The organism is Mycobacterium sp. 1465703.0 (assembly GCF_001672975.1).
Classification (GTDB): domain Bacteria; phylum Actinomycetota; class Actinomycetes; order Mycobacteriales; family Mycobacteriaceae; genus Mycobacterium.
Window position 1 is genome coordinate 1 of sequence record NZ_LZKU01000277.1, and the last position, 15008, is coordinate 15008.

Here is a 15008-nt window from a genome sequence, read left to right on the forward strand (position 1 = left end):
AGGCCAATCTGGTCGTCGAGGTGTTCCGGATGCTGGCCGACGCCACTCGTGTGCAGGTGCTCTGGTCGTTGACCGACCGCGAGATGTCGGTCAACGACCTCGCCGAGCACGTAGGCAAGCCAGCGCCGTCGGTTTCCCAGCACCTCGCGAAGCTGCGGATGGCACGCCTGGTCCGTACCCGCCGGGAGGGCACGACGATTTTCTACAGCCTGGAAAACGACCACGTCCGTCAACTCGTCACTGATGCGGTTTTCAACGCCGAGCACGCCGGCCCTGGGGTGCCCGGTCACCACCGCGGCGACAACGGGCTGAAGGCCGTCGCGGAATCGCCGCCCCAGACGAGCCGGCGTCGCAGCACCGGCCGCTGAGCGAGCCACCGCGCCAACATATTTCACCTAAGGAGAGAACCAATGAGCGAGCACACCCACGACGCGCCACATGAGCACGACCACCAGCACGGCGACGTGACGCACACCCATGCGCATACGACCCATGAGCATGACCATGTCGCGCACGAACACTCGCACGCTCACGCCGACGGGACCGAACACACTCACCAGCACGTGCACCAGGCGGGCCTGGAAGACGTTCACGGTCACAACCACGGGTAGCTCGACCGGCGCCTGAGCAGCGGGTCAGGAGACCACCGGGCAGTAATGCTTGGGGTTGCCGCGCTCGTCTTCGGGCGGCAGGTTGCGCGCCGGAGTCTGCACCAGTGGCGTATCGAGCGGGATCCGGCCGCTGGCGCGGTCCAGCCCGGCACGCGCCCGGGGGTGCTTGCGGAATCTGCTGGGCACCAGGGCGAACACGCCACGAACCAGGTCCCCGAAGCGCCGGTGCAGCCACTCGTCGCGGCGTGACCATCGGTAGCCCATCAACTCGCGCACCGGCGGGTCATACAGGCCGACCGTCACCCAGACGAAAAACGGCGCCAGCAGTTTGCGTTGCGCGGCCCACAACGGGTCCGGAATCCATTGCGCGAAGGGCGGTTTCGGCAGCTCAGTCAGATCGAGCACGGCCCTGGCCGCCCAATTGCTCTCCAGCACGTTGCGGCACATGTGGTCCCAGTAGGCCTGAAATTCCTCCCACGATTCCGGCACCGGCCGCATGCTCATGCCGTACATCCGGTACCACTCGACGTGTTCGTCGAACAGCTGGCGCTTCTGCTCCTCGGTGATGCCGCCGCAGAACCGTTCGGCCACGTGAATGGTGCCCATAAAGAAGGTGGAGTGCGCCCAGTAGAAGACGTCGGGGTTCAACGCGTGGTAGCGCCGGCCTTGTTCGTCGACTCCCTTGATGTCGGTGTGGTAATCGCGGACCTCGGCGCCGGTGACCGGGGCGCGGTCCCCGTCGAACACGACTCCGCCGATGGGGTACAGCGATCGCAGCAACCGTGGCCAGCGCTCGCGGAAGAACGTGGAGTGATCGATGACCGCCGCGCCCAGCTGCGGATGCATGTTTTGCATCGATCCCGCCCACGGGCCCTGCAGCATGCCCCGCCAGTCCCCGAAGTACCGCCAGGTCAGCGAGTCGGGACCCAGCGGTGCGGGCGGTGCGTCGTACCCCGCCGGCGATACCGGACAGCCGCCGGCGACACCGTCGGACGCGTCGGTTGGCCCGGCCGAAACCGGCTGCTCAGCGGCGCCGGTGACATCCCTAGCCGCTACGTCGCTGGTCAGAGGCCGCGATGCGGACGTATCTTGAGTCACTATTGGATCCCTGTAGTTTTGACTACAACCGTTGTCAGTTTCCGAGCTTAGGAGCGATGTGCAGACGGGTCAACGACGGGGGCGCTGGACGGGCGTCCCCTTGGAGAGTCGCCTCGCGCTTCGCCGAGACAACCTCATCGACGCCGGGGTGCAATTGCTGGGCAGTTCCGGGGGGCCCGCGCTCACCGTGCGGGCGGTGTGCCGAGAGGCGGCGCTGACCGAACGCTATTTCTACGAAAGCTTCGCCGACCGTGACGAATTCGTGCGCGCGGTCTACGACGATGTGTGCACGCGCGCGATGAACACCCTGACGTCGGCGACGACGCCGCGGGAGGCCGTGGAGCGATTCGTGGAGCTGATGGTCGACGACCCGGTGCGCGGGCGTGTGCTGTTGCTGGCGCCGGCGGTGGAGCCGATTCTGACCCGCTCCGGCGCGGAGTGGATGCCCAATTTCATCGATCTGCTGCAGCGCAAGTTGTCCCGGATCGGTGACGCCGTGCTGCAGAAGATGATCGCCACCAGCCTGGTCGGCGGGCTGTCCAGCCTGTTCACCGCTTATCTACACGGGCAGCTGGGCGCGACTCGCAAACAGTTCATCGATTACTGCGTCGACATGCTGTACATCACCGCCGCGCCGTACGTGCCGGCCGATGATCTCGGCAAGTCGCCGTAGCGCGTTTTCATTTGCGCCGCATCGGCAAATCGTAGGACTGGACCCCGTCAGCGCCTGGCTCGGAACCGGCATCAAAACGTCGCCTGGCGCGCCGGATAGGGAACTTGATGCTACTGAAGTACACAGATATATTGACTGCTACCCATCGACACAGATAACTGGAGGCCATATGTCAGCCGAGCTGACAAACCTACAGCTGCTGCATGAACTCGAGCCGTTCGTCGAAAAATACCTGAACCGGCACGAGAGCATGCACAAGAACTGGAACCCGCACGACTACATCCCGTGGTCGGACGGCAAGAACTACTACGCGCTCGGTGGGCAGGACTGGGAGCCCGGTCAATCTCAGCTATCTGATGTCGCTCAGGTGGCGATGGTGCAGAACCTGATGACCGAGGACAACCTGCCGTCCTATCACCGCGAGATCGCGATGAACTTCGGCCTTGACGGCGCCTGGGGCCAGTGGGTCAACCGGTGGACCGCCGAGGAGAACCGGCACGGCATCGCGTTGCGCGACTACCTGGTGGTGACGCGCGCGGTAGACCCGGTCGAGCTGGAGAAGCTGCGCATCGAGGTGGTGAACCGCGGCTTCAGCCCGGGCCAGAACCATCAGGTTCGGGCCGATCTGTTCGCCGAAAGCCTGTTCGACTCGGTCATCTACGTGACGTTCCAGGAGCTGGCGACCCGGATTTCGCACCGCAACACTGGCAAGGCCTGCAACGAGACCATTGCCGACCAGCTGCTGGCCAAGATCTCGGCCGACGAGAACCTGCACATGATCTTCTACCGGGATGTCAGCGAGGCCGGTTTCGAGGCATCGCCGAATCAGGCGATGAAGTCGCTGCACAAGGTGCTGCGCAACTTCCAGATGCCGGGCTACCAGGTGCCCGAGTTCCGCCGTAAAGCCGTGGTCATCGCCGTGGGTGGCGTCTACGACCCGCGCATCCACCTCGACGAGGTGGTCATGCCGGTGTTGAAGAAATGGCGCATCTTCGAGCGTGAGGACTTCACCGGGGAGGCCGCCGCGCTGCGCGACGACCTGGGCGTGCTGATCAAGGAGCTCGAGGCCTCCTGCGACAAATTCGAGCAGTCCAAGCAGCGCCAGCTCCAGCGGGAAGAACGTACCGGCAAGCGGACCACCGCGTTCGAGCTGCATCAGACCGCGGGCACGCTGACCATGAGCCGGCGGTAACCAGGCGGTGCGCATCGGTTCCATCGCGCTGGCCAGCCCGGTGGTCCTGGCACCGATGGCGGGCGTGACAAACGTTGCATTCCGGACGCTGTGCCGTGAGCTGGAGCAAGCCAAGGTCGGCACCGTCAGCGGGCTCTACGTTTGCGAAATGGTAACGGCGCGTGCGCTTGTCGAACGTCATCCGGCCACCATGCACATGACCACGTTCGCCCCCGACGAGTCGCCGCGCTCGCTGCAGCTCTACACCGTCGACCCAGCGACCACCTACGCGGCCGCCAAGATGATCGCCGACGAAGGCCTGGCCGATCACATCGACATGAATTTCGGCTGCCCGGTGCCCAAGGTGACCAAGCGTGGCGGCGGATCCGCGCTGCCCTACAAACGGCGACTCTTCGGTCAGATCGTCGCCGCGGCCCTGCGCGGCACCGAGGGCACGCAGATACCGGTGACGGTCAAGTTCCGCATCGGCATCGACGACGAGCACCACACGCACCTCGATGCCGGCCGCATCGCCGAAGGCGAAGGGGCCGCCGCCGTCGCACTACACGCCCGCACGGCGGCGCAGCGCTACTCCGGAACGGCGGACTGGGAACAGATCGCCCGGCTTAAACAGCATGTTCGGAGCATCCCGGTGCTGGGCAACGGCGACATCTACGACGCCAGTGACGCCCTGACGATGATGGCCACCACCGGATGCGACGGCGTCGTCATCGGCCGTGGCTGTTTGGGCCGGCCCTGGCTCTTCGCCGAATTGTCCGCGGCGTTCACCGGCAGCCCGCCGCCTACGCCGCCGACGCTGGGCGAGGTCGCCGACATCGTCCGACGGCACGGGCGGCTGCTGACCGCGCATTTCGGCGAGGACAAAGGCATGCGTGACATCCGCAAGCACATCGCCTGGTACCTGCACGGCTTTCCGGCCGGCTCCGAGCTGCGCCGGGCGCTGGCGATGGTCAAGACACTCGATGAGCTGGACTCCCTGCTCGACCGGCTGGACGGCGACGTGCCGTTCCCCGATGAGGCGACGGGCCCGCGCGGCCGGCAGGGCTCACCGGCCCGGGTGGTGCTGCCGGAAGGCTGGCTGACCGACCCCGACGACTGCACAGTGCCGGCCGGCGCCGACGTGATGCACTCCGGCGGCTGAGCGACCGCTCGGGATCGCGTCCGGACCGATAACTCAGTACGATGTGGGCTTTGTTGCATGCGCTCGGGTAGCGGATGGGTTCGGTGCCGCTGCGCGAGGGTGACGACGATCGGTTGGCATGAGCCGCAGCGCCCGGCATGCAGCGCTGGGCCAGACATTACGCACGCAAACGCTGACGTCTGCATTCAGAGCTTCGGAGGCCGGTAAGACATGAGTGACGCCGAGAACGACGCCACTCGTCACGGTCGGCACAGCGCGGGCGGGGGGCACGCCCAGCCGGTCGTGGCGAACCCGACACCGTTGGGTGCCGCGCCCTGGGAGCGATTCTTTCAACCACCGGTTGATGACAGCCTCCATCGGTGGCAGCCCGACGCCGCGATGGAGCCTGTCGAACCGCCCGAGGACGACGCCGAGCAGGGCGGATCGCACACCGGGGGCGGCGTCAGCGTCGCCGACCTGATCGCCAAAATCGGTGCTCCCGACCGGCCCGTTCACCATCGGGCCGCTCCGGAGCCCGAGCCGGTCGAGGACGACTTCTACCTGGCCGAACCTGACCGCGACGAGCCGTCCGCGGCCGAGCAGAGTCTGCCGATCGCCCTGCAGCAGACCCAGGTGATCGACGATCTGGCCTACTCGCTGGATGCGGTCGCCGAGCTTCGCTCTCTCGAAGCCGCCGATTACCCGAACGATGACGACCCCGAAGACGCTGACCTTGACGATGTCGACACCGGCGCCGGGGAACGAAAACGCCGCCGTCCGCTACTGGTGGCGGCGCGATCGATGGCGGCCTTGGCCGCCGTGCTGGCCCTGGTCATGACCGGCAGCGCATGGCAATGGAACACATCGAAAAACGCTCGGCTCAACACCATCAGCGCGCTCGACCAGAACTCCAACGACATCCGCGACCCGGGCGGGCAGTACGGCGACGAAAACTTCCTGATCGTCGGTCTGGACTCGCGCTCGGGCGACAACGCCACCATGGGCGCCGGCACCACCGACGATGCGGACGGAGAACGCTCGGACACCGTCATGCTGGTCAACATTCCGGCCAACCGGAAACGCGTGGTAGCGGTGTCATTCCCGCGCGACCTGGCGATTACCCCGATGCAATGTGAAGCGTGGAACCCCGCCACCGGCAAGTACGGGCCGCTTTACGACGAGAAGACCAAGACCTACGGCCCGAAGATGGTCTACACCGAAACCAAACTGAACTCGGCGTTCGCCTTCGGTGGCCCGAAGTGCCTGGTCAAAGAGATCCAGAAGCTGTCCGGATTGAGCATCAACCGCTTCATCGCGGTCGACTTCTCCGGATTCGCGAAAATGGTGGACACCCTCGGCGGCGTTGAAGTCTGCTCGAGCACCCCGCTGCACGACTACGAGTTGGGCACGGTTCTCGAACACGGCGGACGGCAGGTCCTCGACGGCTCGACCGCCTTGAACTACGTGCGGGCCCGTCAGGTCACCACCGAGGTGAACGGCGATTACGGCCGGATCAAACGCCAGCAGCTGTTCTTGTCGTCCCTGCTGCGGTCGTTGATCTCCGAGGACACGTTGCTCGACCTCAACAAGCTCAACAACGTCGTCAACATGTTCATCAGCGACACCGTCGTCGACAACGTTCAATCCAGGGATTTGGTCCAACTCGGTCAGTCGTTGCAGGGGATGGCAGCCGGGCACGTCACCTTTGTGACCGTTCCGACCGGTGTGACCGACGAGAACGGCGACGAGCCGCCGCGGATGGCCGATATGCGCGCGTTGTTCGATGCCATCATCAACGACGACCCGCTGCCCGAGGAAAACGACCAGAACGCAAAGAATTTGAGCGCGTCACCGACGACGGGGCCGTCGAAAGCGCCCACCACCAAGAAGTCGCCGGCGCCGGCCCCGGAAGCGCTACACCAGCAGGTCACGACGACCTCGCCCGGCGGCGTGACGGTGCGGGTGTCCAACGCGACCACCCAGAGCGGTCTGGCCGCGACCGCAACCAGCCAGCTCAAGCGGGACGGCTTCAACGTGATGTCGCCCGACGACTACCCGAGTTCAGTGAACGCGACGACGGTGTTGTTCTCCCCCGGCAACGAAGAGGCCGCCGCCACCGTGGCGTCCTCGTTCGCCAACGCGAAAGTCCAGCGGGTGTCCGGCTACGGGCAGGTCGTGCAGGTCGTCTTGGGCCCCGACTTCAAGTCGGTCACCACTCCCTCGCCCAGCGGCTCGTCGATGAGCCTGCAAATCGAACGCGGCTCGAGCAGCGCACCAACCAAGCTGCCCGAGGACCTGACCGTCACCAACGCGGCCGACACCACCTGTGAGTAGCCGTTTTTGACGGCGTTCCGCTGCCCGTTTCGCACGCGGAGACCGTAGGCTTGGTGACATGCGGACCGCCTACCACGAGCAGCTCTCGGAGTTGTCCGAACGACTCGGCGAGATGTGCGGCTTGGCAGGAATCGCCATGGAGCGAGCCACCCAGGCTCTGCTGCAGGCCGACTTGGTGCTAGCCGAACAGGTCATCTCCGATCACGAAGCCATCGCCGCGCTGAGCGCCGAGGCCGAAGAAAGCGCCTTTGTACTACTGGCATTGCAGGCGCCGGTGGCCGGCGACCTGAGGGCCATTGTGAGTGCCATCCAGATGGTCGCGGACATCGACCGGATGGGTGCGCTGGCGCTGCACGTCGCCAAGATCGCCCGTCGACGGCATCCCCAGCACGCGTTGCCGGAAGAGGTCAACGGCTATTTCGCCGAAATGGGCAGCATCGCAGTCGAATTGGGTAACAGCGCCCAGGAGGTGGTGTTGTCGCGCGACCCCGAGAAGGCTGCCCGGATTCGCGAAGAAGACGACGCCATGGACGATCTGCACCGGCATCTGTTCTCGGTGCTGATGGACCGGGAATGGAAGCACGGCGTGGCGGCGGCCGTCGACGTGACGCTGCTGGGCCGGTTCTACGAGCGCTTCGCTGACCATGCCGTTGAGGTGGCCAGACGGGTCATCTTCCAGGCCACCGGCCGGCTGCCCGAGGAAGAAACGAAATCCGCCTCGCAGTAAGCGAACACCTGCCGCTGCGGCGCCGGGCTAGCCGAAGCGACCGGAAATGTAATCCTCGGTTGCCTTCTGGCTCGGGTTGGAGAAGATCTTCTCGGTGTCGTCGACTTCGATCAACCGCCCCGGTTTCCCGACGGCTTCCAGGTTGAAAAACGCCGTGTAGTCGCTGACCCGGGCCGCCTGCTGCATGTTGTGGGTGACGATGACGATGGTGTAGTCCTGTTTCAGCTCGCTGATCAACTCTTCGATCGCCATCGTTGAGATCGGGTCCAGCGCCGAGCACGGCTCGTCCATCAGCAGCACATCGGGTTGCACCGCGATGGCACGCGCGATGCACAACCGCTGCTGCTGCCCTCCGGAAAGCCCACCGCCGGGCCTGTCCAAGCGATTCTTGACCTCGTCCCAGAGGTTTGCCCCGCGTAGCGAATACTCGGTCGTCTCATCGAGCACCTTGCGGTTGCGCATTCCCTGCAGTTTCAAGCCGGCTACGACGTTGTCGCGAATTGACATGGCGGGGAACGGGTTCGGACGCTGAAACACCATCCCGATGGCCCGGCGCACCCCGACCGGGTCGACGCCGGCGCCATAGATGTCTTCGTCGTCGAGGAGCACGCTGCCCTCGACCCGGCCGCCGGGCACCACCTCGTGCATCCGGTTGAGCGTGCGCAGCACTGTCGTCTTGCCGCACCCCGACGGACCGATGAACGCCGTCACGCTGCGGGGCAGAACCGATAGCGTCACATCCGCGACCGCGTGGAACGCGCCGTAGAAGATGTTGACGCCTTTGAGGTCCAACCGTTTTGCCACTTAGTGCTCCTGCCTGTAATTCTTGGCGCCGAGAAATTTCGCTATCACTCGGGCCACGATATTGATGGTGGCGATCACCAGGATCAGGGTCAACGCCGCACCCCACAACCGATCCGTGGGGATGGGGTTCAGGCCCGCGCCCGCTGACGTCTGGTTGTACATCATGCCGGGCAGCGTCCCCATGAAGCCGGTGAAGATGTTGAAGTTCATCGATTGTGCATAACCGACCAGGATCAGCAGCGGCGCCGTCTCCCCCATGACCCTGGCCATCGCCAGCAGTATCCCAGTGACGATGCCGGACAGCCCGGTGGGGATGACCACCCGGGCAATGGTTTTCCACTTGGTAACGCCCAGCGCATAACTGGCCTCGCGCAGGTCGACCGGGACGATCCACAGCATCTCCTCGGTGGCACGCACGATTACCGGGAGCATCAACAGGACCAGCGCCAGCGATACCGCGAACTCCGACCGGGGAAGTCCCAGCGTGGCCACGCAGGCCGCATAGATGAACAGCGCCGCAACAATCGATGGCACTCCGCTCAGGATGTCCACCATGAAGGAGGCCAACCTGCCCAGCGCGGTGCCGCCGCCGTATTCGACCAGATAGATCGCGACCATCAGGCCCAGAGGGACCGAGATGGCGGCACAGATCAATCCCTGCAGCAGCGTGCCGATCAGCGCATGGTAGGCACCGCCACCGGTGACGAATGCCGTCATCCCGGCTTGCGAATGCGACCACCACACCGTTGAGGTGACCGCCCTGAACCCTTTGGTGACCACCGACCACAGCACCATCACCAACGGCGTCACGGCGACCAGCAGCGACAGTGAAACCAGCCCCGCCGCAACGTAATTCGCGATACGCCGGCGCCGGCTGACGGGCGAGAACGTGCGCGGCTTGAGCGGGCGGTCCAACATCGAGGTCATCGCACGCCCTTTCTCGCGGCCCCGGCGACGGCCCCGCGCGCCAGGGCGTCGACCAGGAAGGTGACCACGAAGAGCGTCAGCCCGGCGGCGATATACGCGCCGGCTTTGAAGCGGTCATCGAACTCCGCAGCAGCGCCGGCGATTTTGGTGGCGAAGGTGGAGCCGCCGTCGAACAGCGACCAACCGAAGGCCGACTGGGTGCCCCGCAAGATGATCAGCAGCGCCACCGTTTCGCCCAGGGCACGGCCCAGGCCCAGCATCGAGCCGCTGATGTATCCCGACCGGCCGAACGGCAGCGTGACGGTTTTCACCACTTCCCAGCGGGTGGCACCGAGAGCCAGCATGGCCTCGATTTCGCCCTGCGGTGTCTGGATGAACACTTCGCGGGTGACGGCGGTGATGATCGGCAGAATCATCACCGCCAGCACGATTCCGCCGGTGAAGATGGTGCCGCCGCCGGCGGGTGAGGCGTTTCCGTCGGCGAACAGGAAACACCATTTCATCGAGCGATTGAGCCAGGTGGCGACCGGACGCAGCAGCGGCGCCAACACATACAGTCCCCACGCTCCATAGATGATCGAGGGGACCGCGGCCAGCAGGTCGACCGAGTAGGCCAGCGGTGTGGCGACTCGTCGTGGCGCGTATTCCGTGATGAAGAGCGCGACACCCAGCGCGACCGGCATGGCCAGGACCAACGCGAACAGCGACACGAACACGGTGACCGGCAGCAGGCTGGCAATGCCGAAGTGCATCGCCGAGGTGTTGGTAGTCACCCAGTTGCCGCCGTAGCTGAAGAAATTCTCGCGGTTGCGTTGCAGCGCCGGTATCGCGCGAGCGAGCAGGAAGGCGGCAATCGCGACGATCACGGCGACGATGAACACCCCTGACGACTGCGCCAGCCAGCGGAAAATCCGGTCTGCCACATGGGGCCGTCCCGCTCCCCAGGGACTGGTAGGGGTGGCGGGCGACTCCGGAAACGGCGCGGCGACGACCGCACCCGAACCCGCGTCGATGGGGTTTGGCGTTGTCACTGTGATCCCGTCACAGTTCTGCTGTCGCTCCTTGAAACCCGATTCACCTGGCTACTGCATCGCCTCGATGGCCGTGACCAGTCGTTCCCTGACCTTATCGGGCAATGGCACGTAGCCGGCCTTAGCAAGCTCACCCTGCGCGCTGGTGGCGGCGACACCAAGGAACGATTTGACTGCCGCAGCGGTCTGATCGTCGTAGCCCTTGGAACACACGATCTCGTAGGTGACCAGCAGCAATGGGTACACATCCGGCTCCTGTGAGCCGTACATGGCGTTCAGGTCGAGGACCAGGTCAGCGCCCTCGCCGAGGAACTTGGCCGCGTTGACTGCATTCCCGGCCGTCTCGTCGGTGAGCGGAATCACGCCACCGCGGGTGGAGATCTTCGCGTAAGGCGTACCGGCCTGGTCGGCGAATCCCTTCTCTACATATCCGATGGCGCCAGGGGTGGCCCGGACCGCCTGAATGACGCCGGCCGACTTCGCGGCGCCCTCGCCGACGCCGCCCTGAAACTCCGTGCCCACTCCCCTGGACCAACTCTGCGGCGCGGCCGCGGTCAGATATTTCTGGACGTTGTCGGTGGTTCCCGACGAGTCGGTGCGGTAGATCGGCGTGATCTTGGTGTTGGGCAGCGCCGCGCCCGGATTGAGGGCGACCAGGATCGGGTCGTTCCAGGTGGTGATCCTGCCGCTGAAAATCTTGGCCAGCGCGTCACTGTTGATCACCAGCGGCGGATCTCCGGGCAGGTTGTAGACGATCCCGATCGGCCCGAAGACCAGCGGCAGATCCCAGGCCGGGTTGCCGTTGCAGCGTTTGGCGGCGGGGCCGATCTGGTCGGCGACCAAGGGCGAGTCGGCGCCCGCGAAATCGACATGTCCGGCGATGAACTGCTCGCGCCCGGCACCGGATCCGGTCGGGTTATAGGCCAGGCCTTTGCCCGGGCAGTACTGCCCCCACGCCCGGTTGAACACCGTGATCGCGTTCTGTTGGGCGGTTGAGCCCTCCGCCGTCAGCTTGTCCTTGCCGCCACATCCCGCCGTTGCGGTGACGCCGGAGACGCTGGGCGCGGTGTTGCCGCGATGGTTTTCATCGCTACCGCAGGCGGTCAGCGCCGCGGCGCCGAGTGCGGTCGCCAAAGCCGCGGCGGCCAGCGCCCTGCCCTGCCTGTCCAGACTCACCGATCTCGCTTTCTTGACGCGTTCCGGACGCGTGCCGGGCGCCGCTGGCCTATTCCCTTGTTAGGTTGCCAAGTGTCGGCAAGATATGCGCCGACGCGGCCTACATCAACGTCTCAGTAGCAAAGACCAGATTAACGATCGGGGTTGGTGCCGCTCGTACCCGCGGTCAGTTGGCAGCGGGTACGACCGCGTATGCGGTGTCGACGCTGTAGGTGGTGAAGCCCAAGCGCTGGTAGGTACGCACCGCGGCGACGTTGTCGGACTCGACATAGAGCATCACGGTCGGTTCGTCGGCGTCGGCCAGGCGGCGTCCGAGCCAATCGATGCCGACGGCGGTCAACGCCTGCCCCAAGCCGCGGCCCTGCGCGGCCGGATCGACGCCCAGCACATACACCTCACCCAGGCCGGGCCGATCGAGATGCACCTTCGTCCAATGGAAGCCGAGCAGTTTGCCGGCCTGATCACCTTGGGCGTCGCCGAAGGCGAGAAACAGGCCCGCCGGGTCAAACCAGGGCTCGGCGCGCCGCTCGGCTAGTTCGGCGTCCGTCCAGCCGCCCTGTTCGGGGTGGTAGGCGAACGCGGCGTTGTTGACCCGCAGCAACTCGGCGTCATCGGCGGTGCCCGCATAGGTGCGGATGTGCACTCCGGGCACCGGGCGCACGCTGTCAGGCAGATCGCGCAGCGAGCGTCGCATCTGGATCAGTTCCCGCACCGGGGCAAGACCCAGAGCGGACGCGGTCGCGCGGGCCGGCTCGAGCGTGCCGTGCGCCCAGAACCGGTTGGCTGCACCGGTTTTGGCCAACGCCGCGCGTGCCAGTGTGGTCCCGATCCCGCGCCGACGCGCCTGCGGATGCACGACGAGTTCGGCCATACCGCTCTCGCTGTCGCGCGGTGGGCTCAGATTGAGGTAACCGATGATCGCGTCGTCCGCGGAATCCGTGATCAGCAGGTGCTCGGTGCGGTCGTGCCCGAGTTCGCGCAGCACCTGTTCACCGACGGGCGCTACCCCGTCGGATTCGGTTGCCGCGCTGACAAGTTCGCGTACGCCTTGCTGCTCTTCGGCCGTCAGTGTCCGGCGCCAGTCGGCTGAAGTCACTGAGTATGCAGCGGATCGACCAGTGGATCCTGGACGTCCTCGGTTTCGGAGTCGGCGCCGTCGGTCTGGTCGGGTTCGGCAACCTGGCTGCGGCCGCGCGCCGGCCGGACGGCCTTGTAACCCACGTTGCGTACCGTCCCGATGAGCGCTTCGTACTCGGGACCGAGTTTGGCCCGCAGCCGACGCACGTGCACATCGACGGTGCGGGTGCCGCCGAAGAAGTCGTATCCCCATACCTCGTGCAGCAGTTGCGCGCGGGTGAACACCCGCCCGGCATGCTGAGCCAGATACTTGAGCAGCTCGAACTCTTTGTACGTGAGATCCAACGGACGGCCCCGCAGCCGGGCGGTGTAGGTGCCTTCATCGATCACCAACTCGCCCAGGCTCACCTTGCCGGCGCTCTCCTGGTCCGCGAGGCCGCCGTGGCGGCCGACCACCAGCCGCAGCCGCGCGTCGACCTCAGCGGGGCCGGTGGTGGGCAGCAAGATCTCGTCCAGACCCCAGTCGGCGCTGACAGCGACCAGGCCGCCTTCGGTCACCACGGCCAACACCGGAACCGACCGGCCGGCCGTGCTCAACAGCCGGCACAGCCCTCGGGCCGACGACAGATCCGTGCGCGCATCCACGATCACCGCATCAGCCGTCCCGGCCTCGAGCAGGGACGCGGGTTCTGGCGGCGCCGTTCGGACCGCGTGCGGAAGCAGGGACAACGACGGCAAGACCGGGTCGGGATGCAGCTCCGAGGTCAGCAGTAGTAGCTCCAACTAGTCCCTCCAGCTCGGGGGAACGGCATCTCCCACATTCACAACGCCATTAAGCGTTAGTTACCAGGTCATCTAACGATAACGTGTTACCAGGTTTTTTCGCGTGACAGGTGAGCCAGTGTGAGCCCCGCCACCGGAGGGTCCGGCCACCACCAACTCGCGAGCGTTACGCCACAATATCCGGGTGCGCAAGGTGCTGATTGCTGTGACCGCGATGGCGATCGTGGTTGCGGTGGTCGTCCTCGGTGCGATCGGCGTCGACTACGGGACCAGCATCTATGCCGAATACCGGCTGTCGTCCAGCGTGCGTAAAGCGGCCGGTCTGAACAGCGACCCGTTCGTGGCCATCGTGGCATTTCCGTTCATTCCGCAGGCGATGCGTGGGAACTACGACCAGGTGGAGATCAAGGCAAACGCCGTCGGGCACGCGATGACCGGAAAGGCCACCCTGGAAGCGACGATGTACTCAGTGAGTTTGGCCCGGGCGTCCTGGCTGATCGGCCCGGACGCGAAGCTCGCGGTGGACAAGCTGGAGAGCCGCATCATCATCGACTCGACGCACCTGGGCCGGTTCATGGGGATCAGCGACCTGATGGTCGAGGCACCAGCCAAGGAAACCAACACCTCCACCGGCGGCGTCACCGCATCAGGCATCTCGGGAAGCCACGGACTGGTGTTCACCGGCACGCCCAAGTCGGCAGGTTTCGATCGCCGGGTCAGCGTCTCGGTCGACCTCTCTATCGCCCCCGATGACCCGGCGACGCTGGTTTTCACCCCGACCGGCGTCCTCACCGGATCCGACACCGCCAATCAGACCGTGCCGGAGGACAAGCGCGACGCCGTGCTGCACGCCTTCGGCGGAAGACTGCCTGACCAGCGGCTGCCCTTCGGTGTCGCGCCGACCACCGAGGGAGCCCGGGGATCCGACGTCATCATCGAGGGCATCACCCATGGACTAACCGTGGCCCTCGACGGGTTTAAACAGTCATGACCATCATCGTCGTGACGGTCGCGGTGCTCGCGGCGGCAACACTCGCCGGGTGGTTGTTGACCCGTCGCTCCGGAAGCATCCGGGAGATCGATTCCAAGCCGGATACCGACACCGACGCCGACATCGCCGCCCTCGGGCTGTCCCGCGACGGACCGACCGTTGTGCATTTCAGCGCACCGTGGTGTGGGCCCTGCGACCGGGTCCGCCGGGTCGTCGACCAGGTCTGCGGCGACCTCGGCGATGTGGCCCACGTCGAGATCGACCTGGACGCCAATCCGCAGACAGCACGGCGGTATTCGGTTTTGTCTCTGCCCACCACGTTGATCTTCGATGTCGACGGCCGGCAGCGATACCGCAGCTCCGGAGTGCCCAACGCCGCCGACCTGCGGTCCGCCCTGAAACCGCTGTTGGCTTGACGACGGTGTCATTGGGTAAGCTGACCGACGTGTCAGCCCGCCTTGAGC

Annotated in this window: 16 protein-coding genes; 9 read left to right on the forward strand and 7 right to left on the reverse strand. The window is 65.6% G+C overall.

The features are described from left to right. The first annotated feature begins 8 nt into the window (after window positions 1-8). Both A5625_RS25970 and A5625_RS28720 read left to right on the forward strand, forming a co-directional pair. Window positions 9-368 carry a metalloregulator ArsR/SmtB family transcription factor gene (locus tag A5625_RS25970; protein ID WP_232003830.1) on the forward strand — a complete coding sequence of 120 codons (360 nt, stop codon included), beginning with the start codon at window positions 9-11 and terminating at the stop codon, window positions 366-368. A 42-nt stretch (window positions 369-410) separates the two neighbouring features. Continuing rightward, window positions 411-611, forward strand: coding sequence for a zinc transporter Slc39a7 (locus A5625_RS28720; RefSeq protein ID WP_082984560.1), 201 nt, complete (start codon window positions 411-413; stop codon window positions 609-611). A 24-nt stretch (window positions 612-635) separates the two neighbouring features. Here A5625_RS28720 and A5625_RS25980 read toward each other — a convergent pair whose 3' ends face one another. Continuing rightward, a complete protein-coding gene (locus A5625_RS25980; RefSeq protein WP_067001122.1) occupies window positions 636-1709 on the reverse strand; it encodes an oxygenase MpaB family protein in 1074 nt (357 codons plus the stop codon). Between the two features lie 58 nt (window positions 1710-1767). Here A5625_RS25980 and A5625_RS25985 point away from each other — a divergent pair, with 58 nt between their 5' ends. The 5 genes from A5625_RS25985 to phoU all read left to right on the forward strand — a co-directional run bounded on the left by A5625_RS25985 (window position 1768) and on the right by phoU (window position 7755). Beyond that, complete coding sequence (locus A5625_RS25985; protein WP_156748579.1) at window positions 1768-2382, forward strand: TetR/AcrR family transcriptional regulator; 615 nt, start codon at window positions 1768-1770, stop codon at window positions 2380-2382. Between the two features lie 169 nt (window positions 2383-2551). Beyond that, complete coding sequence (locus A5625_RS25990) at window positions 2552-3574, forward strand: acyl-ACP desaturase (RefSeq protein WP_067001129.1); 1023 nt, start codon at window positions 2552-2554, stop codon at window positions 3572-3574. Between the two features lie 7 nt (window positions 3575-3581). Then, window positions 3582-4715 (forward strand): tRNA dihydrouridine synthase DusB, encoded by a 1134-nt coding sequence (dusB, locus tag A5625_RS25995; RefSeq protein ID WP_067001132.1) that lies wholly within the window; start codon window positions 3582-3584, stop codon window positions 4713-4715. Window positions 4716-5015: 300 nt separating this feature from the next. Further along, window positions 5016-7028 carry an LCP family protein gene (locus A5625_RS26000; RefSeq protein ID WP_232003832.1) on the forward strand — a complete coding sequence of 671 codons (2013 nt, stop codon included), beginning with the start codon at window positions 5016-5018 and terminating at the stop codon, window positions 7026-7028. Between the two features lie 58 nt (window positions 7029-7086). Next, window positions 7087-7755 carry a phosphate signaling complex protein PhoU gene (gene phoU, locus A5625_RS26005; RefSeq protein WP_067001138.1) on the forward strand — a complete coding sequence of 223 codons (669 nt, stop codon included), beginning with the start codon at window positions 7087-7089 and terminating at the stop codon, window positions 7753-7755. A gap of 27 nt (window positions 7756-7782) precedes the next feature. Here the strand turns inward: phoU and pstB are convergent, their stop codons facing one another. From pstB to A5625_RS26035, 6 genes are all read right to left on the reverse strand, one after another. After that, the gene (pstB, locus tag A5625_RS26010) at window positions 7783-8559 is read right to left on the reverse strand and encodes a phosphate ABC transporter ATP-binding protein PstB (RefSeq protein ID WP_067001140.1); all 777 of its coding nucleotides are present in this window, start codon (window positions 8557-8559) and stop codon (window positions 7783-7785) included. Next, complete coding sequence (pstA, locus tag A5625_RS26015) at window positions 8560-9486, reverse strand: phosphate ABC transporter permease PstA (RefSeq protein WP_067001142.1); 927 nt, start codon at window positions 9484-9486, stop codon at window positions 8560-8562. Beyond that, window positions 9483-10517 carry a phosphate ABC transporter permease subunit PstC gene (gene pstC / locus A5625_RS26020; protein WP_369830052.1) on the reverse strand — a complete coding sequence of 345 codons (1035 nt, stop codon included), beginning with the start codon at window positions 10515-10517 and terminating at the stop codon, window positions 9483-9485. Before pstC ends, pstA begins: the two co-directional genes overlap by 4 nt. 51 nt (window positions 10518-10568) lie before the next feature. Further along, window positions 10569-11693 (reverse strand): phosphate ABC transporter substrate-binding protein PstS, encoded by a 1125-nt coding sequence (gene pstS / locus A5625_RS26025; protein WP_067001146.1) that lies wholly within the window; start codon window positions 11691-11693, stop codon window positions 10569-10571. A gap of 166 nt (window positions 11694-11859) precedes the next feature. Further along, window positions 11860-12789: a mycothiol synthase gene (gene mshD / locus A5625_RS26030; protein WP_067001149.1), complete on the reverse strand. Its 930-nt coding sequence runs from the start codon at window positions 12787-12789 to the stop codon at window positions 11860-11862. After that, window positions 12786-13553, reverse strand: coding sequence for a response regulator transcription factor (locus A5625_RS26035; RefSeq protein WP_067001152.1), 768 nt, complete (start codon window positions 13551-13553; stop codon window positions 12786-12788). Before A5625_RS26035 ends, mshD begins: the two co-directional genes overlap by 4 nt. 178 nt (window positions 13554-13731) lie before the next feature. Between A5625_RS26035 and lmeA the strand changes: the two genes are divergently transcribed. Further along, complete coding sequence (lmeA, locus tag A5625_RS26040) at window positions 13732-14544, forward strand: mannan chain length control protein LmeA (RefSeq protein WP_067001155.1); 813 nt, start codon at window positions 13732-13734, stop codon at window positions 14542-14544. Further along, complete coding sequence (locus tag A5625_RS26045; RefSeq protein ID WP_067001158.1) at window positions 14541-14960, forward strand: co-chaperone YbbN; 420 nt, start codon at window positions 14541-14543, stop codon at window positions 14958-14960. Before lmeA ends, A5625_RS26045 begins: the two co-directional genes overlap by 4 nt. The last annotated feature ends 48 nt before the right edge of the window (window positions 14961-15008 follow it).

Bases quoted from the DNA above. Each gene is read 5' to 3' on its own strand.
- A5625_RS25990 (WP_067001129.1), top strand. From the start codon at position 2,552: ATGTCAGCCGAGCTGACAAACCTACAGCTGCTGCATGAACTCGAGCCG.
- A5625_RS26045 (WP_067001158.1), top strand. From the start codon at position 14,541: ATGACCATCATCGTCGTGACGGTCGCGGTGCTCGCGGCGGCAACACTC.
- A5625_RS28720 (WP_082984560.1), top strand. From the start codon at position 411: ATGAGCGAGCACACCCACGACGCGCCACATGAGCACGACCACCAGCAC.
- phoU (WP_067001138.1), top strand. From the start codon at position 7,087: ATGCGGACCGCCTACCACGAGCAGCTCTCGGAGTTGTCCGAACGACTC.
- pstA (WP_067001142.1), bottom strand. From the start codon at position 9,486: ATGACCTCGATGTTGGACCGCCCGCTCAAGCCGCGCACGTTCTCGCCC.